Source organism: Achromobacter sp. Root83, from assembly GCF_001428845.1.
GTDB lineage: Bacteria > Pseudomonadota > Gammaproteobacteria > Burkholderiales > Burkholderiaceae_B > Achromobacter.
Genome location: NZ_LMIU01000025.1, coordinates 136,341 through 159,199, shown reverse-complemented (window position 1 = coordinate 159,199; position 22,859 = coordinate 136,341). Strand labels below are relative to the sequence as shown.

General features: G+C 69.8%; 11 protein-coding genes. All 11 read left to right on the top strand.

The genetic code is table 11. From position 1 onward, the window contains the following. Positions 1-31 precede the first annotated feature (31 nt). Positions 32-12,727: a filamentous haemagglutinin family protein gene (locus ASE30_RS23850; RefSeq protein WP_057286758.1), complete on the top strand. Its 12,696-nt coding sequence runs from the start codon at positions 32-34 to the stop codon at positions 12,725-12,727. Positions 12,728-13,051: 324 nt separating this feature from the next. After that, positions 13,052-14,713, top strand: coding sequence for a ShlB/FhaC/HecB family hemolysin secretion/activation protein (locus ASE30_RS23845; protein WP_057286757.1), 1,662 nt, complete (start codon positions 13,052-13,054; stop codon positions 14,711-14,713). A 37-nt stretch (positions 14,714-14,750) separates the two neighbouring features. Beyond that, the gene (locus ASE30_RS23840) at positions 14,751-16,694 is read left to right on the top strand and encodes a DUF2341 domain-containing protein (RefSeq protein WP_057286756.1); all 1,944 of its coding nucleotides are present in this window, start codon (positions 14,751-14,753) and stop codon (positions 16,692-16,694) included. A gap of 9 nt (positions 16,695-16,703) precedes the next feature. Then, the gene (locus ASE30_RS23835) at positions 16,704-17,123 is read left to right on the top strand and encodes a biopolymer transporter ExbD (protein WP_006222018.1); all 420 of its coding nucleotides are present in this window, start codon (positions 16,704-16,706) and stop codon (positions 17,121-17,123) included. Between the two features lie 17 nt (positions 17,124-17,140). Further along, the gene (locus ASE30_RS23830; RefSeq protein ID WP_057286755.1) at positions 17,141-17,854 is read left to right on the top strand and encodes a TonB C-terminal domain-containing protein; all 714 of its coding nucleotides are present in this window, start codon (positions 17,141-17,143) and stop codon (positions 17,852-17,854) included. A 36-nt stretch (positions 17,855-17,890) separates the two neighbouring features. Beyond that, on the top strand, positions 17,891-19,582 hold the full coding sequence (locus ASE30_RS23825; RefSeq protein WP_057286754.1) for a putative porin: 1,692 nt from the start codon (positions 17,891-17,893) through the stop codon (positions 19,580-19,582). 10 nt (positions 19,583-19,592) lie between these two features. Beyond that, a complete protein-coding gene (locus ASE30_RS23820; RefSeq protein ID WP_235515337.1) occupies positions 19,593-20,285 on the top strand; it encodes a DNA repair protein in 693 nt (230 codons plus the stop codon). Between the two features lie 41 nt (positions 20,286-20,326). Beyond that, positions 20,327-20,836: a YbjN domain-containing protein gene (locus tag ASE30_RS23815; protein ID WP_057286752.1), complete on the top strand. Its 510-nt coding sequence runs from the start codon at positions 20,327-20,329 to the stop codon at positions 20,834-20,836. 13 nt (positions 20,837-20,849) lie between these two features. Further along, positions 20,850-21,896 carry a peptidylprolyl isomerase gene (locus ASE30_RS23810; RefSeq protein ID WP_057286751.1) on the top strand — a complete coding sequence of 349 codons (1,047 nt, stop codon included), beginning with the start codon at positions 20,850-20,852 and terminating at the stop codon, positions 21,894-21,896. A gap of 61 nt (positions 21,897-21,957) precedes the next feature. Continuing rightward, positions 21,958-22,338: an antitoxin Xre/MbcA/ParS toxin-binding domain-containing protein gene (locus tag ASE30_RS23805; protein WP_235515336.1), complete on the top strand. Its 381-nt coding sequence runs from the start codon at positions 21,958-21,960 to the stop codon at positions 22,336-22,338. Then, the gene (locus tag ASE30_RS23800) at positions 22,335-22,823 is read left to right on the top strand and encodes an RES family NAD+ phosphorylase (RefSeq protein WP_057286749.1); all 489 of its coding nucleotides are present in this window, start codon (positions 22,335-22,337) and stop codon (positions 22,821-22,823) included. Before ASE30_RS23805 ends, ASE30_RS23800 begins: the two co-directional genes overlap by 4 nt. Positions 22,824-22,859 lie beyond the last annotated feature (36 nt).

Here is a 22,859-nt window from a genome sequence, read left to right as displayed (position 1 = left end):
ACACCCGCGATTGGAACAAGGAAAGGCGATCATGCAGGCACGGATGTCGGAGACGGGCGGAAACAGGAACATGGCGCGCAAGGCGCGGCGCGGGCGCATGAACTGGCGGCCGACGCCGCTGTCCCAGGCCGTGACGGCGCTGCTGATCGCCGGCAGCGCCGCCAGCACGGCCCATGCGCAGACCCGGGCCTTCAGCCCTGGCTGGTTCTCCGACAAGAACGCGGTGCAGTCCACCGCGCAGCGCACCGGCCGGCTGCCCAACGGCAGCCCGGCGGGCATCGGCGGCAGTGCCCGCCAGCAGCAGCAGGCGCGCCAGACGCTGCAGAAGTCGCTGGACAACCTGAACCGCACGGCGGCGGCCGTGGCCGCGCAGCAGGCGGCGCAGTCCGCCGCGCGCGCGGCCGCCGCGGCGGGCAACGGCGGCGGCGTGCCCGACGGGCTCGTCGAAGGGGGGCTGTGGGCGGCGGAAGGGGCGCTCGCCAAATGGGAAGGCGCCAAGGCCGCCAGTTCTGGCGTCGAAAACGGCCGGCAGGTCGTCACCATCGAGCAGACCCAGTCGCGGGCGATCTTGAACTGGGACACGTTCAACGTGGGCCGCAACACCACGGTGCAGTTCAAGCAGGGCGCGGACGACGCGGTGTTGAACCGCGTGGTGGGCGCGTCGGCCAAGCCCAGCCAGATCCATGGCGCGATCAAGGCGGACGGCACGGTGCTGGTGGTCAACCAGAACGGCGTGATCTTCACCGGCACCAGCCAGGTCAATGTGCGCAACCTGGTGGCGGCGGCGGCCGACATCGGCGACCAGCAGTTCCGCGACAAGGGCCTGTATGCGGACAATGGCGCGCAGCCCACGTTCACGGACGCGCTGGGGCGCATCGAGGTGCAGGCCGGCGCGGTCATCCAGACCGCGGCGTCCAAGACGTCCACCTCGGGCGGCGGCTATGTGCTGCTGCTGGGCAAGGACGCGTCGAACGCCGGCACGATAGACACGCCGGGCGGCCAGGCGCTGCTGGCGGCGGGCGACAGTTTCGTGATCAGGCGGGGCCAGGGCACGTCCGGCAACGTGGCGTCCACCACCAAGGGCAACGAAGTGACGCCCGCCGGCACGCCCGGCCGCGTCGAGAACACGGGCCTTATCCAGGCGTCGCTGGGCGACGTGACGCTGACGGGCGGCGATGTCGTGCAGGGCGGTGTGCTGCTGTCCAGCACGTCCGTAGATACCCGCGGCACGGTTCATCTGAATGCGGCGGGCACGGACGGCAGGATCACCCTGGCCGCCGGCAGCACCACCGCGATCCTTCTGGACCGCAGCGGCGCCCTGGCGCTGGACAGCCAGCGTGACGGCCTGCGCGTGCCCGTGACGCCGCAGACCGACGCGCCGCTGGCGGCGGCCGGCGCCGATCGCCGCGAGCTGTCGCGCGTCGAGATCAGCAGTTCGGGAACGGTGGATTTCGCGTCCGGGTCCATCACCCTGGCCACCGGCGGCCAGATCGCGGTGCAGGCCACGCGGCGCACCCTGCTGCGGGACGGCGCGATCCTGGACGTTGCGGGCGCGGTGGGCGTGCCCGTGGCGATGGAAAACAACAACGTCAAGATCAATGTGCAGGGCAGCGAGCAGCGCGATTCGCCGGTCAACCGGGACAGCGCCAAGCTGAACAACAACGACATCTGGGTGGACGCGCGCGATCTGGTGCTGGTGCCGGCGGGCACCAACGGCTACGCCACGGACCGCTGGTATACGGCCGGCGGCCTGCTGGAAGTCAGTGGCTACCTGGGCACGCAGGGACACGCCATCAACGAATGGATGGCTCAGGGCGGCAACGTGGAGTTCACGGGCGGCGACGTCGTGACGCGCGCCGGTTCGCAGATCAACGTGTCGGGCGGCACGCTGGACGTGCAGGACGGCATGATCCGGCAGACCTGGCTGCGCGGCGCGGACGGCCGGCTGTATCAGGCATCGCGCGCGCCGGGCGACCTGGCCTACACGGGCCTGTACAAAGGGTACGAGGCGCAAAGCCAGCGCTGGGGCCATACGCGCTACTTCTACAATCCGCTGATTGCGCCGCGCGAACGCTTCGAGACCGGCTATACCGTCGGCCGTGACGCGGGCAGGGTGCTCATCAGCACCAAGAGCGCCGTGCTGGAAGGAGAGCTCGTCGGCCAGACCTTCCAGGGAGACCGCCAGAGCAGCGCGCCGCAGGCCGGCCTGGACGGCTATCAGCAATCGCAACGCGCCGCGGCGCGCGGCGCGCAACTGGTCGTGGGCGTCTATCGGCCCTTTTACGTCAAGGCCACCGGCGCGCTGCAATACGTCCTGGGACCGAACGACGATACGGTCGAGCAGGTCGTGCTGTCCGACCGCGCGGCGGCGATCGCCGCCGGCCTGGACCTGAATACCGCGCTGCCCGAGGACCGCGTGGGGATCCTGCATCTGGACACGGCGCGGCTGAACGGCTTTGGGCTGGGCGCCATCAGGATCGCCGCCGACGAAATCGCGGTGCAGTCCGATCTGACCGTGGCGCCGGCGGGCGACATCACGCTGTACGCGGGCAAGGTGTCGGTGGACGCCACGCTGACCGCGCGCGCGGGCACCATCCGTCTGGGCAATGCGCTGATGCAGGCCTCCTCGGCCGGACCGGCCGATATGTACTCCGGAGCAACCGCCGCGGGTGATGGGATTGCGCTGAGCGCGCGTGCGCGGCTGAATGCCGCGGGCCTGTGGTCGAACCTGGCGATGTCGCCCGAGCTGACCGGCGGCATGCCCTACCTGAACGGTGGAACGGTGTCCCTGCGCAGCACCGGGGATATCCTGCTGGAAGCCGGCAGCGTGATCGACGTGAGCTCGGGGGCTTTGCTGCGCACGAATGGCAAGCTGGCGGGCGGCAAGGGCGGCAACACGACGGTGGAATCCATCGCCGACGGCACGGAGGCCGGCGGCCGTCTGGTCCTGGGTTCGACGCTCCGCGGCTATGGCGTGGAAGGCGGCGGCACCCTGGCGGTCACGGCGGGCAAGGTCGTGCTTGGCGCGCCGCAAACGGGCGTTGCAGCGGGCGTTGAAGCGAGCCTCAAGGCAGACGATAAGGCCGGCGTGCTGACGCTGGATGCGCCGTTCTTTCGGCAAGGCTATGCGCGCTACGAAGTGATCGGCCGCAACGGCGTGGAGGTGGCGGAAGACGCGCGCATCGACGTGCTGATGCCGGTGTACCGCCCCGTGGCCGGCGCGGACAGGCTGCCGGCCGGCACGGATCCGTCCGCCGTCCTGGAAACCTGGCTGCCCTCCGTTTATCAGCACGATCCGCTGGCGGGAACGGTCACGCAGCGGCGTGGCGCCAGCCTGTCGTTGCAAAGCGGCCGCAGCCTCTCGCTGGTGGGCGTCGATGTCGACGCGGCGCTGGTCATCGGCCGCGGCGCGCGGGTAAACGTGGACCCCGGGCAGACCATCCAGTTGCGCGGCGCGGGCCAGATCACGGTGCTGGGCGCCCTGACGGCCGCGGGCGGCAAGATCGATATCCGCCAGCTTCGCCTGGGCGAGATCGATGTGGCCGAATCCGGGGAAATCGCCAACGGCGAGGTGCATGACCGGTCGATCTGGATCGGCGAACAGGCGGTGCTGGACGTGGCCGGGCGCGCGGAAACGGGCGTGGACACGCGTGGCCGCCGTTACGGCGTGGCCGACGCGGGCGGGGTCATCGTGATCGGCGGCGAGATCGATCACGACCGGGCCACCGCGACGTCCGCCGATGCCTACGTGATCGTGCGTCCCGGCGCGGTGCTGGACGCGTCCGGCGCGGGGGCGACCGTGGACGTGAACGGGGTCGGCCCGGTACAACTGAACCGCGATGGCGGCCGCATTTCGCTCAGCTCGTATAACGGGCTGCACCTGGACGGGACGTTCATCGCGCGCGCGGGCGGCGCGAACGCCTCGGGCGGCGCGCTGGACATCGCGCTGGAGACGCCGTTGTACCGGACCTGGGGCGAGGGCGTGGCGGGCCAGGCGGTGCAGGTGCCGCGCGAGCTGGTGCTGGCGGCGGGCGTTGGCAGCGCCTTGGGCGCCGACCTGCAGCCGGGCGAGGCCGCCGAGGGCCTGCGCTATGGGCAAACGCGCCTGGACGCGGCGCGCCTGCTGGCGGGCGGGGGCTTCGACCATCTGGGGCTGCTGTCCAATGGCCTGATGTCATTCGACGGCGACGTCGACATTGCCGTGGGCCAGAGCCTGCGGCTGTATGCCGGCGCCTATTCGCTGGCGCCGCAGGCGGATGCCCGGACTCGCGTGAACCTGGCGGCGTCGTACGTGCGCCTGTCCGGCCCGGGGGAATACTTCTCCACCAATGGCGTGATCCGGCCGCGCGTGATGTTTGGCGACGCGATCGACGTCGGCGAAGGCACCTTCACCGTGCGCGCCGGCAACCTGCTGGAAATGGGCAACAGCCTGTCTTTCGGCACGCAGGGTTCCATCAACCGTAGCGTGGGCGGCGCGTTGGCCGTGCAGCGTTCCGGCTTTGACCGCGTCGTGCTGGACAGCGGCGGCGATATGCGCTTTCTGGCCCACAACGATAACGAGCCGCGCACGCGCGTCTGGACCCGCGGCGACCTGGAACTGATCGCCGCGCAGATCTACCCGGACACGGGCGCCGAGGCCGAGGTGATGGCCGGGTACACGCGCAACCCGGTGTCCGGCACCCAGATTCACGATCCGGACCGCGTACTGCGTGTCGGGCGGCACGAGAACGCGCTGCTGGCTACCCCTTATTCGGCGTTCGGCACGCTGCGCCTGTCGGCCGCCAATGTGGAACAGGGCGGCGTGTTGCGCGCGCCGCTGGGGGCCATCGAGCTGGGAGACATGGGCGCCACCCGGGGCACGCAACGCCTGGTCCTGCTGCCGGGCAGCATCACGTCGGTCAGCGGCGCCGGTCTGGTCATGCCTTACGGCGGCACGACCGACGGCGTGTCATACAAGTTCAAGGGCTCGGAGGTCTCGCTGGTGGGCGTGGGGGGAGGAACCGGCCTGCAGTCGGGCGCCACGCTGCGCACCGGCATCACGTTCGGGTTCCGCGACGTGGATGCGCTGCCGGGGTCCGTGCTGGATCTGTCCGGCGGCGGCGAACTGACGGGCGCGGGCTTCGTTTCTGGCCGCGGCGGCTCCACCGACGCGCGCTATGCGCCGCTGGTCCGCATGAATCCGAATGGCGGCTTCACGCTGCCTGGCTTGGCCAGCAATCCCGTCTACGCGATCGTGCCGGGCGTGCAGCCGGGCTACGCGCCGGCAGGCGGCGAGGCCGGCGCGTCGACGCCGGGCGTGGGTCGGCAGATCACGCTGGGGGCGGGTGTGCCCGGTCTGCCGGCAGGCACCTACACGCTGATGCCGTCCACCTATGCCTTGCTGCCGGGCGCGTTCCGCGTCGAGCTCAATGGCGGGGCGGCCGCGGGCGCGGCCATTGCGCCCATGCGGATGCGCAATCAGTCGTGGGCGGCCAGCGGCACGCTCTCCACGGCCGGCACGGGCGTGGCGGACAGCCTGGCCCGTTCGGTGATCCTGACGCCGGCGAACGTGCTGCGCACCTATTCGCAATACAACGAGATGAGCTACGCCGGCTTTGTGCGCGCGGATGCCGTGACGCGCGGCGTGCCGCGCGCCATGCTGCCGGCCGACGCGCGCACCCTTCGCCTTGCGATTCACGCGGGTTCGGAGGACGGGCAGGCGCTCAGCTTCGAGGGCCTGGCGAACTTCAAGGCCGCGCAGGGCGGCTTCGGCGGCGCCGCCGCGCTCAACGGCGGCAGCACCCTGGTTGAAATCCTGGCGGCGGGGCAGGCGCCTACCGCGGGCTTTGCCGGCGTGTCGGTGGGCGCGGATGCGCTGACGGCGCTGGGCGCCAGCCGCCTGGTGATCGGGGCCCTGCCGGTGGTGCAGTATGGGCAGGGCGGACGCTTCTATACGTTCCAGGGCGTCGCCACCGAGGCAGTGCTGCGGGCCGGCGCGCAACTGGCCGCGCCGGAAGTGATGATCTCGTCGCGGACGATCGAGATCGAGGCGGGCGCTGGCATTTCCACGCTGGGCCGAGGCGCGCCATCGGTGGATTCGGCCAGCGGCTATGCCTTCCAGCCTGGCCTGGGCGGCTTGCTGGCCGTGTCGAACGGCCGATTGGACGTGCTGGCGCCGGATGCGCTGGCATCGGGCGGCATCCGTATCGGCACTTGCGCGGCGCAGCCGTGCGCGGGTGTGACGCGTCTGTATTCCGAGGGCACGATCGCCGCCGCCACCAACGGCGCGTTCGACCTGGGCGAACAGGTGCGTTACGGCACCCGCAACCTGACGCTGGCTGTCGGCGCGGTCAATGTGGGCACGACGGACGCGCTGGCGCGCGCCGCCGCAGGCGGGCTTTTGCCTGGCGGGCTGACGCTGAACCAGGACATCCTGACCCGTCTGCTGCGCGGCGACACCAGCGCCGGCGCGCCCGCGCTGGAAGTCCTGACGCTGACCGCGCGCGACGCCATGAACTTCTACGGCACCGCCGCGCTGGATACGCGCGATCCGGTCACGGGCAAGTACAGCCTGGCCACGCTGGCGTTGGGCACGCCCGCCATTTATGGCTATGGCGAAGCCGGGGACGAGGCCAGCATCCGCACGCAGAACCTGATCTGGAACGGCGCGACGCAAGCGCCGGGCGCGGTGGTGACGGGCGGCGCGGGCACGGGTGCGGGAACGCTGCGCGTGGATGCGGAGCGCATCGAGTTCGGCTACGGCCAGGGTGCGCAGCCGAGCGGCACGGAGGACAACGCCCGCCTGGCGCTGGGCTTCGCCAATGTGAATTTGAACGCCACCGAACGCATTACCTCGAATCATCGGGGCAGCCTGACCGTGTACCAGTCGCAGGGCGCCTATGTCAGTGGCAGCGGCTACACCTACAGCGGCGGCAATTTGACGCTGAACACGCCCCTCTTGACTGGAGAGGCGGGTTCCGTCAACCGGATCACGGCGGGCGGCGGACTGCGCGTATCCGCGCCGGCGGGCGCGCCCGCGGCGGCGGCCGTGCAGGACCTGGGTGCGGAGCTGACGCTGACCGCGTCGAACGTGCTGGTCGACGGCAGGATCGTGCTGCCCAGCGGCAAGCTGACGCTGGCCGGCCGAGACGGCGTGATGCTGACGGGCGCCTCGCATGTCGACGTGGCGGGCCGCGCCGTCGCATTCAACGATGTGACGCGCTATAGCTGGGGCGGCGATGTGATCCTGGAAAGCAGCCTGGGCAATATCCGCCAGGAAGCCGGATCGCTTATCGACATTTCCGCGCAGGAAAACAATGCCGGCCAACTGCGGGCCGACGCCCTGGCCGTGGCGGCGGGCACGGTGGATCTGCAGGGCCGCATCGCCGGCACTGCCACCGGCCGCTACGACGCGGGCGGCACCCTGGTTCCGTACCGCGCGGGCAGCGTCGACGTCCGCGCCCAGCACCTGGGCGCCGCCGGCGCGCTGAACGCGGATTTCGACGCGTTCAATCAGCGGCTGAACGACGGCGGCGTGCTGGGCGCGCGCAGCTTCCAGATCAAGCAGGGCAGCCTGACCATCGGCAACGCGCTGCGCGCCAACGACATCAACCTGTCGATCGACGGCGGCAGCCTGACCGTGGCCGGCCTGGTGGACGCCAGCGGCGAACGCGTGGGCCGCATCCGCCTGGCCGCGCGCGACGGCCTGACACTGGCGGCGACGTCGGTGCTGGACGCACACGGCACGGTGCTGCGCGTGGACAGCTACGGCAAGATCATCGACGCGCCCAACCGCGCCGTGGTCGAACTGAATTCCGGCCGTGGCGTGCTGACGCTGGCCGGCGGCGCGCGCATCGACCTGCGCCACGGCACGTCCGCCGTGCCGGGCGCGGCGGCGGGGCAGCACGACGGCGCTTCGCGTGGCACGCTGGATTTGCTGGCGCCGCGCATCGACGCGGCGGGCAATGCGGGGATCAATGGCGGCGCCGTCCCGGGTTCCGCGGCCACCTATGGCGACATCGCCATCGAGGCGCGCGGACCGCTCGTCATCGACGGCGCCAAGTCCATTGCGCTGGTCGCGATGCAGCGCTATGACGATGCCCGGCCGGGCGACCCGGCGGACCGGGCCAGCGGCCGCGACTATCAGATCATCGACCAGGCCTACCTGGATGCCAAGCATGCCAACAGCGTGCTGTTTATCGGCAATGCGCTGGCCAACGGCAACCTGCTGAGCGGCAAGCTGGCGGGCCTGAACAATGCGGCCTATCGCGATGTGTTTCATCTGCGTCCGGGCGTGGAAATCGTCAGCAATTCCGCCGATGGCGACCTGGTGGTGCAGGGCGACCTGGACCTGTCGGGCCACCGCTATGCCAGCCTGAATCCCCGCTTTCCGGTAACGGGGGCGTACGGTTCCGGCGAGGTCGGCGCGCTGACGATGCGCGCCAAGGGCAACCTGGATGTCTATGGCAGCATCAACGACGGCTTCGCGCCGCCGGCCGCGACGCCGGACGACGAGAGCGGCTGGGTCCTGACGCCGGGGGCGCAGCCCTTCGGCGGCGACGTGGTGCTGCCGCGTGGCGGTGTAGAACTGGCCGAGGGCACGGAATTTCCGGGCGGCAAGACCTTGAACTATCCCTTGCCCCTGCAGGCGACGACGCTGGCGGCGGGCACCCGCCTGCCGGTCGAGGCCGCGCTGAACCAGGTGCTGTCGCTGGCCGCCGGCACGGTGCTGTCCGGTGACGTGCGCGATGCGTCCGGCCAACTGCTGTATGCCGCCGGTAGCATCCTCAAGCAGGCGGTGGATCTGCCCGTCAATACGCGCCTGGGCGCCGGCACCTTGCTGACCAGCGGCACGGCGATGAAGGCATTCACGTGGCCGGCGAACCTGGCCCTGCCCAATCTGCACACCACGCAGGCCTACGAGCCCAACGTGCTGCTGATGGCGGGCACCATCACGCTCAAGCAGGGCGCGCTGATTCCGTCGGAGGCCAAGCTGGTGTTCCCCGCCGGCACGGACTATGTGGAACTGCGCCCCGGCACCGCGGCGGACCAGCGGCGCAACTGGGCGCTGGCCCAGATGCTGCCCGCCGGCAGCCAGTCGTGGTCGGTGCAACTGGTGGCGGGCGCCGACCTGGACGCCGCCGATCCGCGCCGCGTCCTGCCGGGACCGGCCGCGGGCAAGCTGACGCTGGCCGACTCCCACTACAGCGCCAGCCTGCAGAAGGGCGCGTCCCTGGTGTGGGGTCCCGAAGGGGAACAGTCCGGCTTTGAGCCGGGCAAGCCGGTGCCGGACGATCTGCTCTGGCTGTGCGATGCCGTGCCGGGATTGTGCCTGCCGCCGCCGCCCTGGTTGTGGGCCAAGGACAATTGGTGGGGGTACCCCGAGGGCACGCCCGTGTCGGATGCGGACCTCAGCGTCTGCACCGACATCCCGGACCAGTGCGTGGCGAACAAGCAGACGACCTCCGTCCTGGCGCACTCGCAGAATTTCAGCGTGCTGCGCACTGGCACGGGCGATCTGGAACTGGCGGCGGGCGGGGATATCAGCCTGATGTCCGCCTATGGCGTCTACACGGCCGGCACGCAGGCCGCCAATGTTGCGCCCGGCTATCAGCTGGCGCGCGGCCGCTTCGGCGCCACGGTGCTGGGCGATGACCACGCAACGACGTACGAACCGTTCGTGACGGCCGGCGCCGGCTACCAGGCGTGGTATCCGGAAGCGGGCGGCAACCTGAGCCTGTACACGGGCGGCGCGCTGCGCGGCGACGTGTGGGGCAGGACCGTGGCCGGCGCCTATGACGGACGGGTAATCGACCCCAGCGTGGGAATCGGCAACTGGCTGTGGCGCCAGGGGACGGGCACCGCCAATGGCGGCGACACCGATACCGCATGGTGGATCAACTTCGGCAGCTACGCGCGCGCACCCTCTGCCTTCAAGGACAACACGCCCTTGCTGGTGGGCTTCACGGGATTCGGCGCGTTGGGCGGCGGCAATGTGAGCGTGCGCGTGGACGGCGACGCCGGCAACATCGAGTCGCGCGGTACCGCCAGCAATCCGCGCGGCCAGGGCCTGGTCGTGGCGGTGGGCAGCACCGGCCGCGTGGCGGCCGACGGCGGCATGACGCTGACGGGCGGCGGCGATATCGACATCCGCATCGGCGGGGGGCTGAACCCCACGCAGAGCGCGCGCGGCCGCGTGTCGTTCACCGGGGGGACGACGCCTTACTACGGCGATCCCGCCATCGACCTGCAAGGCGCGCTGATCAATCTGCGCGGCCATGTCCAATTGGCGGGCGGCGCGGTCGGCGGGCTGGACCTGCAATACGGCAACCTGGCCAACCAGCAGGACGCCAAGGACAGCCGCGGCTACGACCCCTACGTGTCCACGCTGGCCAGCGCCACGGGCGGCCTCGCGCTGATACCGGGCGATGCGGTCATCCGCCTGGATACGCGCGGCGACCTGGTCGTGGGCGGGGCCAGCGATCCGGGCCGCGTCGCGTTGCCGAACAGCACGCCATTCCGGCTGCGCGACGGCACGCTGCAAAATGGCGGCGGCTATAGCTGGTTCTCGATGTGGACGGAGAACACGGCTATTGAATTGTCCAGCGCCGGGGGCAACCTGACGCCCAGCCGCCAGACCTCGCACAGCGCGCAGGGCCTGGCGCTGCAGACGGGGCGCAATACGTCGGCGTCGGACGCGCGCTATCTCTACCCTTCGATCCTGCGGGCAACGGCTTACGACGGCAGCATTTACGCCGGCTTGTCGGCGGGCTACCTGAACAGCGAGACGAATGGCTTGCCGTACGCGCTGATGCTGGCGCCCGGCGCGCGCGGGCAGCTTGAAATCCTGGCGGGCGACTCGATCTACGCGGGCGGCTATGCCATCAACCGGTCGGGGGCAAACCCCGCCAGCGTGGCCACGGTGCTGTCGCCGGCCTTTGCGGGGTACAGCTCGGAAGCCATGCAGGTTCCGTCCCTGAGCAACCAGGGCGTCAACGGTTTTTCCGGCAGCCGCAACACCTACTTTCCGCTGTTCTACTTCGACACCCCCACGGCAAGCGCGGGCGGCACGGGCGGCGTGACGCGCTTCTACGCCCGCGACGGCGATATCGTGGGACTGCGCAGCGGCGAGACGATTTCCGTCTTGAAGGGGGTGAACCTGGGGCAGACCTGGTACGAGGGCGCGGGGCCGGTCTGGATGATGGCGGGACGCGACATCGTGGCCTCGGGCACCGACATCGGTACGGTCACGGAGGTTCCCAGCACCAACGGATACAACTTCGGCGGTAGCGGCGCCTCAGCGACCTCCACTGGCAATCTGTTCCTGCACCGCGATGCGCGCGACGTGTCGCGGGTGTCGGCGGGCCGCGACATCCTGTACAGCTCGTTCCAGGTCGCCGGGCCCGGCACGCTGGAGATCTCGGCAGGCCGTAATGTGCTGATGGCCGATCGCGCATCGGTGTCGAGCCTGGGCGCGGTCATGCCCGGCGACCATCGCGCCGGCGCATCCATCGCCGTGCAGGCGGGCGTGGGCGCCAAGGGGCCGGACTACGCGGGCTTCCTGGCGCACTACCTGGATCCGTCCAAGGCGGCCGATCCCGGCCGTCCGCTGGTGGACCAGGGCCTGGCCTTCAAGACCTACGAGGCCGAACTGCTGCTGTGGCTGACGCAGCGCTACGGCTTTGCCGGCAGCACGGACGATGCGCGGGCCTACTTCGCGGCCTTGCCCGCCGAGCAGCAGCGCATCTTCGCCCGCGAGGTGTACTTCGCCGAGCTGCGGTCGGGCGGCCGCGAATACAACGACAAGGCCAGTCCGCGCAACGGCAGCTACCTGCGCGCCCGGCAGGCCATCGCCGCCCTGTTCCCGGATACGGCGCCTGGCGCCTACCAGGGCGACATCACCCTGTATGGCGGGGCGGGCGTGCGCAGCATCTTCGGCGGCGACATCCAGATGATGACGCCGGGCGGCCAGCAGGTCTTCGGCGTGGAAGGCGTGGCGCCGCCAGCCAGCGCCGGCATCATCACGCAGGGCGAGGGCAGCATCCAGCTCTATGCGCTGGGCAATATCCTGCTGGGCCAGAGCCGGGTGATGACGACCTTCGGCGGCGACATCATCGCCTGGTCGTCGCAAGGCGACATCAACGCGGGCCGGGGATCGAAGACCACCGTGCTCTACACCCCGCCCAAGCGCGTCTACGACGCGTTCGGCAACGTGACGCTGTCGCCCAACGCGCCCAGCACTGGCGCGGGCATCGCCACGCTGGCGCCGCTGCCGGAAGTGCCGGCCGGCGACGTCGACCTGTACGCCCCGCTGGGCACCATCGATGCGGGCGAGGCCGGCATCCGCGTGTCGGGCAGCGTGAACATCAGCGCCCTGCATGTGGCGAACGCGGCCAACATCCAGGTCCAGGGCGAAAGCACCGGCGTGCCGGTGACGGCGTCGGTGAATACCGGGGCGCTCTCGTCGGCCAGCGCCGCCGCGACCTCCGCGGTCAATGCGGCGCAGGACTCGGCGCAGCGGGCGCAGAACGCGGCGCGCCAGAACCAGCCTTCGGTGATCAATGTGCAGATCCTGGGGTATGGCGAGGAACCCGTGGCCGGAGCCGCCCCGGCGCCGCAGACAGGCGCGGCCGCCGCCATTCCGAGGTACGACGCCGCCAGCGCTGTGCAGGTGCTGGGCGCGGGTGCGCTCGATGCGAGCGAAACCGCGAAGCTCAGCGTGGAGGAACAGCGCAAGCTGGCGATGTAGCGGGGCCGCCGGGCGGTCCCGCCGGCAGTCACACCCATGTCATGTGCAAGGCCGGCGGATTCGCCGGCCTTTTTTTATTGCGCGGCCGCTGCGGTACGGCCGTCATGTCGCCCGGCCAGAATCCCCGCTGGGTCGCGCCGCGATTCTTTTTCATGAAGTTTTTCTTACAACGCGCGGTCTTCGCCTTCCCAGTACGTCTAGTAACAAGCAGAAGCTGTAGTCGCGGGGTTGCGGGGAAAAGCCGTAACGAAATTGTCGCAAGCGAACTGCACGGTAGCGGCCGGTGCCAGACCGGTTTTCACACAAGGAACTGAGTGCATCGCTATGCATGATTTCGAAAGTAGGGGTAGCGCGTTGCGCGCCATATTGCGCCGCGCGCCGGAAGCGATTGTCCTGGCCGTCGCCATCAACACCGCCTGGGCTCAGGAAGGCGCTCCGGCGGCCGGCGCTCCGGCGGCCAGCCCGGCGGCCGCGGAAGCGGCCCCGGCCGACGCCCGCCGCGTCAACATCAATGAGTACATCGTGCGCGGCAACACCGTGCTGGAAGCGCGCGACATCGAGCGCGCCGTCTACCCGTACCTGGGACCGGAACGCACCCTGGCCGACATCGAGTCGGCGCGCGAGGCCTTGCAGGCCATCTACCAGGAACGCGGCTATCAGTCCGTGTACGTGGACCTGCCCGAGCAGCAGGTGGCCGACGGCATCGTGTTCCTGCAGGTGTCTGAGACCAAGGTCGGCCGTGTGCGCGTCGTGGGCGCCAAGCACTATTCGCCGCTGGCGATCCGCGACGAAGTGCCGGCCCTGAAGGAAGGCGAGGTGCCCAACTTCAATCAGGCGCAGGCCGAGCTGACCGGCCTGAACAAGGGCGCCAGCCGCCAGGTGGTGCCGCTGGTCAAGGAAGGCCGCATGCCCGGCACCATGGACGTGGACCTGAAGGTCGAGGACAAGAGCCCCTGGAACGCCAGCCTGGGCCTGAACAACGACTACAGCGCCGACACCACGCGCCTGCGCAGTACCGCGTCGCTGGGCTACGACAACCTGTGGCAGCTTGGCCATTCGGTCAGCCTGACCTTCTTCACGGCGCCGCAGGAAACCGACAACGCCAAGGTCTGGTCCGGGTCGTATTCCCTGCCGCTGTCCGGCCGCTGGAGCCTGCAGTTCTCGGGCTATCAGAGCGACAGCAACGTGGCCACCATCGGCGGCACCAACGTGCTGGGCAAGGGCCATTCGTTTGGCGTGTCCGCCACCTACTCGATGGAGCCGCAAGGCGACTGGAGCAACTCGCTGTCGGTCGGCCTGGACTACAAGAAGTTCGACGAAGCCACCCGCTTCGGCGGCAACGAAGACCAGATCCCCATCAAGTACCTGCCGTTCACGCTGGGCTACAACGGCTACCGCTATTCCGAGTCCTCGCAAAGCAGTCTGGGCCTGTCGATCGTCGGCGCCAGCGGCTCCTTCTTCAACCAGGGCAGCGATTGGCAGGACTTCGACAACAAGCGCTACATGGCCAGCCCCAGTTTCGCGTTGCTGCGCGGTGACGGCAGCCACACGCAGAACGCGTTCGGCGACTGGCAGCTGGGCCTGCGCGGCTCGTTCCAGCTTGCCTCGGGCGCGCTGGTGTCCAACGAACAGTTCTCGGCCGGCGGCGCCACCAGCGTGCGCGGCTACCTGGCCGCCGAACGCACCGGCGACGACGGCCTCCTGGGTTCGGTCGAATGGCGCACGCCGTCGCTCGCGCGCTGGCTGGGCAGCAACGTCAACGAATGGCGCTTCTACGCCTTTGCCGACGCCGCCACGCTGCGCCTGCGCGATCCGCTGCCCGAACAGGACGCGAGCTACTCGCTGGCCAGCGTCGGCCTGGGCACCCGCCTGCAAGTGCTGGACTGGCTGTCCGGTTCATTCGACTGGGGCTATCCGCTCAAGGACGGCCCCAACACCCGCAAACACGATCCCCGCCTGAACTTCAGCGTCCGCGCCAGCTTCTGAGCGCACGCGAAACCGTATTTACCCCGGAGTCTTGACCATGCAACGCTTATTGATGCTCCTACTGACCGTGCTGGCCGGCGTCTTGCCGTCCGCCGCCCATGCCTGGTGGCAGCCGGACTGGCAGTACCGCAAGCAAATCACCGTCGACAGCACCGCGCAGGGCATGCCGCTGGGCGGCCCCGCCGGCCGCACGCCGCTGCTGGTGCGCCTGCACACAGGCAACTTCACCTTCGACGGCATCAACGAGAAGGGCGCCGACATCCGCTTCGTGGCGGCCGACGACCAGACCGTGCTGAACCATCAGCTCGAAGCCTTCGATCCCCTGCTGGGCATGGCCCTGGTGTGGGTGGACGTGCCTGAAGTGGCCGACGGCCAGCGTCAGGACATCTGGATGTACTACGGCAACCAGAAGGCGCCGGCATCCGCCAACGGCCAACTGACCTTCGATCCCAACTACACGCTGGTCTACCACTTCGACGGCGCGGCCGGGGCGCCGCCGCGCGACACCACCGCCTACAGCAACCACGCCCAGACCCCGGCGGGCGGCCTTGTTGACGGCGTGATCGGCCGCGCGGCCCAGTTCGCCGGCACGGCACCGCTGATGCTGCCCGCCAGTCCCTCGCTGGCGCTTCCCGCCGCGGGCGCCTTCACGTTCAGCGCCTGGGTGCGCGCCGACCAGCCGGCCGGCGAACAGCTCGTCTATGCGCGCCGCGACGCCGGCAACGCCTTGCTGATCGGCATCAGCCAGGGCGTGCCCTTCGTGGAGGTCAACGGCCAGCGCAGCCAGCCCGGTCAGCCCCTGACCCCGGCCGCGTGGCAGCACCTGGCCGTGACGGCCGACGGCAGCCAGGTCAACCTGTACGTCAATGGCCGCGCGTCCGCGTCGCTGGCCGTCAGCCTGCCCCCGCTGAACACTGTCGCAGCCTTGGGCGGCGACGTGCCCGCGCCCGCCGCCGCGTCCGTCCCGGCTGCGGCCTCCGCAGCGGGCGCCGCTGCCCCCGCGACGGGCGCCGAGGCAGCAGGCCCGGCCGAAGCCGCCGTTCCGGCGCAGCCGGTCTACGCGCCTTTCGTGGGCGCCATCGACGAAGTGCGCCTGTCCAAGGTGGCCCGTCCCGCCGCGCTGATCTATGCCGACGCCGCCTCGCAAGGCGCGGAATCGCGCCTGGTCGCCTACGGCGCCGACGAAGAGCAATCGGGCTTCGGCTTCGGCGGCATGGGCTTCCTGCTCAAGGCGGTGCCGATCGACGCCTGGATCATCATTGGCGTGCTGGTGCTGATGATGGTGCAGTCCTGGATCATCATGATCAAGAAGAGCCGCCACGTGGCTCGCCTGGCGCGCGCCAACGAAACCTTCCGCGAGTCCTTCGCCAAGGTCGGCCAGCGCCTGGAACTGCTGGCCGACGACGCCGCGCTGGCCAGCCGCCTGGAACATGCCTCGCTCTGGCGCCTGTACCGCGTGGCCATCAATGAAATCCGTACGCGCCGCGCGCAGGGCGCCGACACCAGCTCGATCTCGGCGGCCACCATCGAAGCCATCCGCGCATCCATGGACGCCGTGCGCACCAAGGAAAATCAGGTGCTGGGCTCGAAGCTGGGCTCGCTGTCCAACGCCATCGCGGGCGGGCCGTACATCGGCCTGCTGGGCACGGTGCTGGGCATCATGGTGGTGTTCCTGGGCACGGCCATGGCCGGCGATGTGAACATCAACGCCATCGCGCCGGGCATGGCCGCCGCCCTGCTGGCCACGGCCATGGGCCTGTTCGTCGCGATCCCCGCGCTGTTTGGCTACAACCGCCTGGTCTCGCGCAACAAGGAAGTCAGCGCCGACATGCGCGTCTTCGTCGACGAATTCGTCACCCGGCTGGCCGAAGTGCATGGCGAAACGCAGGCGCAGGAAGCCGCCCACCACCCCGCGGCACGCGCGCAGGCGGGCAGCCGCCCGGCCGTGCGCGATGCGCAACCCGCGCCCGCCGAGGCATAAGGAGGATCCATGGCTTCCGTATCCGCATCCCAGGACGATGACGACGACGCACCCGTGGACGGCATCAATATCACGCCGCTGGTCGACGTGCTGATGGTCGTGCTGGTCATGTTCATCCTGACCGCCACCGCGCAGATCGCCGGCATCAAGGTCAACCTGCCCAAAGCCAGCTCCACCATGGCCTTGTCGCAGCCCAAGACCAAGGCGATCTCCGTCAACGACGCCGGCCAGGTCTTCCTGGACGCCTACCCCGTCACCTTGCCCGAGCTGGAGGACCGGCTGCGCACGGAGAAGGCGCTGAACCCCGACTTTCCGGTGATCGTGCGCGGCGACGCCGCCGTGCAATACCAGAAGGTCGTGGAAGTGCTGGACCTGCTGCGCCGCCTGGAGCTTGCGCAGGTCGGGCTGGTCACCGGCAAGCCGCAATAGGGGCCGAGGCTAACGTCATGCCGCAACACGCATCCGAATCCTCGCGCACGCAGCATCCGGCGCGCCGCTGGCTGAAGCTGGCGGCCATCGCGGTGGCCGCGGCTGTCGCTGCCTATGCGCTCTGGCGCTGGGCCAACGACATGTCCGGTGTCCGGCGCGATGCGCCCAAGGTCACCGCCATCATTCCGCTGCCCCCGCCGCCTCCGCCGCCGCCCGAGCCCGAAAAGCCGCCGGAACAGGAGCAGCCCAAGGAAGAACCCGTGGCGACGCCGGAGCCCGAGCCGCAGCCCACGCCCGAACCGCCCAAGCCGCAGGACGAGGCGCCGCCGCGCCCGGCCGACGACCTGGCCAATCCGATGCAGATCGACGGCGATGCGCAGGCCGGCAGCGACGCCTTCAACATCGGCGCCGGCCAGGGCAAGGGCATGGCCGGCGGCGGCGGCGGCCGCGCGGGCAATGCCACCTACAGCCAGTACCTGGCCTACGCGCTGCAAAAGATCCTGCGCGAAGACGAGCGCACCCGCAATCTGACCTTCCGCCTGCAAGCCAACATCTGGCTCACGGCGTCCGGGCAGATCACGCGGGTGGAGCTGACGCGCGGCAGCGGCGATCCCGACGTCGACGCCCGAGTGGTCGCGGCCCTGCGCGCCGTGCCGGGGCTGGACGAGCGTCCCCCGGCGTCGGCCAACATGCCGATCCGCGCGTCGCTGACCGGCCGCCGCCCCTCCTGAACCCACGAATCCAACCGATCCCGGAGTGATTACAGAATGAAGTTCCAATTGAACCGGCTGGCGGCATCGCTGGCGCTGGCCGCGGGCGCTGTCGCGCTGCCCGCGCACGCCGCGCCCGCGCCGTCCGAGAACGCCACCATCAACCTGATCCGCCTGCTGGTGCAGCAAGGCGTGCTCAAGCCCGAACAGGCCGACGCGCTGGTCGCGCAGGCCGAGGCCGAAGCCAAGACCGCGCGCCAGGCCACGCCCGATCGCGGCGCGGCCGTGGCGCAGGCGGGCGACGTGCGCGTGCCCTACATTCCCCAGACGGTGCGGGACCAGATCCGTGACGAGGTCAAGGCCGAAGTCATGGTGCAGGCCAAGGAAGAGAACTGGGCGCAACCCAATACCTTCCCGGACTGGGTGTCGCGGATCACGGTCGAAGGCGACGTGCGGGTGCGCGACGAATCGCGCTTCTACAACGGCAACAACAGCAACGAGATGACCGATTTCGCCAAGCTCAATGCGAACGGGCCGTACGACGTCAACCCCGACACCAGCACCGCCTACCCGCCGATGCTGAACACGCGGCAGGACCGCCGCAACCAGCTTCGCATCCGCGCCCGCCTTGGCGTGCGCGCCGATATCTCCGAAGCCTGGACGGCCGGCATCCGGCTGGCCACCGGCAGCGACGACAGCCCGGTGTCGACCACCCAGACCCTGGGCGGCGGCATGGGCAAGAAGGATATCTGGCTGGACCAGGCCTACCTGACGTACCGCCCGGCCAAGTGGGCCACCGTCACGGGCGGACGCATCGCCAATCCCTTCGAATCCACCGACACGCTGTTCTCCAACGACCTGAACTTCGACGGTGTCGCGGCGATCTTCAAGCATCCGCTGCAAGGCCGCGACGTCACGCTGTTCGGCACCCTGGGCGCCTTCGCGACCGAATACGCGAACAACGGCTGGAACTCGGGTTCGATGTCCGAAGGCAGCAGCGAGAACAAGTGGCTGCTGGGTGCGCAGGTGGGCGCCGACTGGAAGGTGAACAGCCAGAACAGCCTGCGCGGCGCGGTTGCCTACTACCATTTCGACAACATCGCGGGCCAGCGGTCCAGCTCCTGCTCGCCCTGGGCGGGCGACGAGAACTGCGACACCGACTGGTCGCGTCCCGCCTTCATGCAGAAGGGCAACACGCTGTTCCTGTTGCGCAACATCGCGCCGAACCCGCTGGATCCCGCCAACACGCCGCAACCGCAGTTCGTGGGCCTGGCGTCGAAATTCGACCTGCTGGACCTGAACATGCGCTGGGACACCCGTGTGTTCGACGGCCTGGGCCTGCGCCTGAACGGCAACTACATCCGCAACCTGGCCTACAGCAAGAGCAAGATGATGAGCCGGTCGCAAGGCTACATCGTCAACAACTTCGGCGAGAACGGCGACATCGAAAGCGGCCCCAATGCCTGGATGCTGCAAGCCACGCTGGGCCGTTCGTACGACCTGAAAGAGAAGGGCGACTGGCTGGCCTTCGTCGGCTACAAGTACATCCAGCCGGACGCGCTGCCCGATGCGTTCAATGATTCCTCGTTCCACCAGGGCGGCACCAATGCGCGCGGCTACTACATCGGCGGCGGCTATGCCTTCGACAAGAACGTCTACGGCGTCTTCCGCTGGATGAGCACCAAGGAAATCTACGGTCCGCCCCTGGCCATCGACACCATGCAGTTCGAGATCAACGCCAGGTTCTGAGGCCATGGACATGCACATCGTATGGGATGAATCCCGTCACCCGTCTTCGGCGGGGCGCAACCGGCGGCTTGCCGCCGCCGTGGCCCTGTGCGCGGCCGGCCTGACGCTGACCAGCGGCGCGCAGGCGGAAAGCATGGAGGAACGCCTGCGCGCTCAACTGCGCAGCACCACCCAGCAGCTTTCCCAACTGCAGAGCGAGCAGGCGCAGGTCAACGCGGCCAAGGCGGCCGCCGAGGCGCAGCGCGACACCGCGCAGAAAGAGCTGGAAACCTTGCGCGCGCAGTTGGCCCAGGCCCGCGGGCAGGCCGACAAGCTGGCCGGCCAACAGGAGGCCGTGATGGAAAGCGCGCAGGCGCAGGTCGCGGCGACCCACGCGCAGCTCGGCAAGTTCAAGGGCGCGTACGACGAGCTCCTGACCCTGGCGCGCGCCAAGGATACCGAGCGCCAGGCCCTGGCCCGCAACCTTGCGCAGCGCGACGAAGAGGTCAAGGTCTGCGTGGCCAGGAACCGCGACATGTATGAGGCCGGCAAGGAAATCCTGCACGCCTACGAAAGCATCAGCACGGGCGACATCCTGGCCATCAAGCAGCCTTTCGCGGGCAAGGCCCGGGTCCGGTTCGAGGAACAGGCGCAAGCGTACGGCGACAAGCTGTATGACGCGCAGGTTCCGCGGAGTCAAGCTGCTGCAACCTCCAAACCCTAATCTGACAAGACTGTTTCATCTCTTTTTCCAGGAATACCAGAATGACCGAATCCAGCCTGATTCTTGATGTGAACGCCGAGCGCCTGCAGGAATTGCTGCAATCGATGGGCTACCGCGTGACCCTGTCCGAACAGAACGGCATGGTGCAGCTGCTGAGCGCCAGCCAGGGCGTGGGCTTCGCGGCCCGCATGGGCAATCCCGGCCAGCAGGACGGCCAGTATCTGGACTACACGCTGAGCTGCGCGCTGCGCGTGCAGGGCGAGCTGCCGGCGGGCCTGGCAGAGCGCTGGAACGTGGAAAAGCGCTTCGCGCGCCTGTCCGTGCAAGGCGCCTTCCTGGTGCTGGAGCTGGATGTGATCGTGGCCGGCGGCGTGTCGGAGACCTACCTGCGCGCCACCACCGAACTGTGGGACCGGCTGTTGCAGGAGTTCCTGCTGTTCTTGCGCGCCAACGCCGCCACGCAAGCGGAAGACGATGCCTCCGCGGCTGAAGCGGGCGATCCCGCCGAGGCGCGCGTAGAAGAAGCCGCCGCCGACGCGGTGGCGAACTAGGCGGGTTCCGACTATGTCTACGATCCTGAAATCCCCCACGGCCCTGCGCGTGGCCGGCGCCGTCCTGACGGTCACCGTGCTGGCCGGCGCGGTGGCGCTGATGCGCGGCAACGACGCGCAAAGCAGCGTGGCGGCGCCGGTCCCGGCCGCCGCCAAGCCCGTTGCGGCCGCGCCCGCGCCGTCGGCCGCGCCCCCCAAGGCGCCCGCCATCGCGACGCTGGGCGCCGTGCAGGTGGATCGCGATGAGTTGCTGCGCCAGTTGCAGGCCCTGCCGCCGCAGTCGCTGGCCCAGCTCAAGGACAACCGCGCCGGGCTGGACCAGTGGCTGCGCGCCAGGCTGGCCGAAAAGGCGCTGATCGAACAGGCGCGCGCGCAAGGCTGGCAGGACCAGCCGGAGCAGAAGCGCGCATTCCAGGCGGCGCAGGAGCGGATCCTGTTGCAGGGCTATCTGGAATCCGTCAGCCGCGCGCCGGACGACTACCCGGGCCAGGCCGATCTGCAGGCGGCCTATGAGCGCGCCAAGCCCCAACTGGCGCAGCCCGCGATGTACCGGATCAGCCAGATCTTCCTGCCGGCCGCGCTGGGCGACGCCGACGCCGTGGCCGCCGCGCGCAAGCAGGCGCTGGATCTGGTCAAGCGCGCGCAAGCGCCCAAGGGCGATTTCGCCGCGCTGGCGCGCGACTTCTCGCAGGACGCGACCACGCGCGGGCAGGGCGGCGACATCGGCTACACGCCCTTGGCCCAACTGACGCCCGAGATGCGGCCGGCGGTCGAGCAGTTGAAGGCCGGCGAGGTCTCCGCGCCGGTGCAATCCGCGGCGGGCTTCCACATCCTGAAGCTGGCGGATGTGCGCCCCGCCAGCGTGGCGCCGTTCGAGCAGGTCAAGGAAGAGCTGCGCATGGCGCTGCGCACCCAACGTCAGGAACTGGCCGCGCGGGCCTATCTGGAGGGCTTGTTGAATGCCGGCACCGTCAGCATCGATGGCGCGGCGCTCAATGCCGCGTTCGAACAAACCGCGGCCGCCCAGGCGGCCAACCCGGCTGTCGCGCGCGCGCCCTGAGGCTGGCGTCAGGGCCGCCGCCAGCGCGGCGCTTCCGGTCACGCAGGCGCTGGATGCCAGGTTGCATCAGGCGCTGGGGTGGATGGGGCCGCCCAACACCGTGCAGTGCGCGGCGGCGCTGTTGCAGGCCCTGCGCATCACCTTTGCCGGCGAAATCCGGCGCTGGTTTCCGCTGGTGCCGGAGAACGGCTCCGGACGGGGGCGCGATCCGGGCCGCGAGCACGGCCTGGATCTGGCGGACCTGCGCGTGCTGCACCGGGCGCTGCGGGTCGCGTGGCTGGCCGAACTGGTGTTCGGCGACCGCGACCTTGCCCATCTTTGGCTGTGCCAGCCCAAGCGCCGCCTGCACGGGCGCGAGCCGCTGCTGCTCAGCCAATTCGGACGGTATGCCCCGATGATCGAGCAATGGCTCGTCGACATAGATGAAGGAAACGGTCCATGATCGCGCTCTGGCGCTTGAGCAACAGCCAGGACCTGCAGCCGCGGGCCCGGCCGGCGGGCCGCTGGCATGGCGCCGGCGCGCCCGTCGTCGTCCTGGACGCCACGCCCGCCGCCGCCGTGTTCGCGCGGCTGGCGCAGTCCGAGGTCGGGCATCCTGGCGCCTTGCCGCGCCACTACTTCCTGCTTGAGGTCGCCGTGCCCGCGCAGGCAGTGAGCGAGGTCCGCGCGCCGGCCCATTGGCAGACCGATGCGCCAGCCACGCGGGCCTTGGGCAATGCCTGGCTGGCGCGGGGCGATACGCTGCTGCTGCGCGTGCCGTCGCCGGCGGGCGGGGTCCAGTACCTGTTGAACGCCGGGCATCCGCAACTGGTGCAATGCCAGATCGTGTCGGCGGTGGCGTATCCCTTCGACCCGCATCTGGCGGGCGTCGCCGGCGCGGTGCAGGAGGGCGCGGGCTGGCTGGTGGCGGGACGCGGACTAGAATAATGCGGACCCGGCGCCAGGCCGGCACCGCAACCCGCG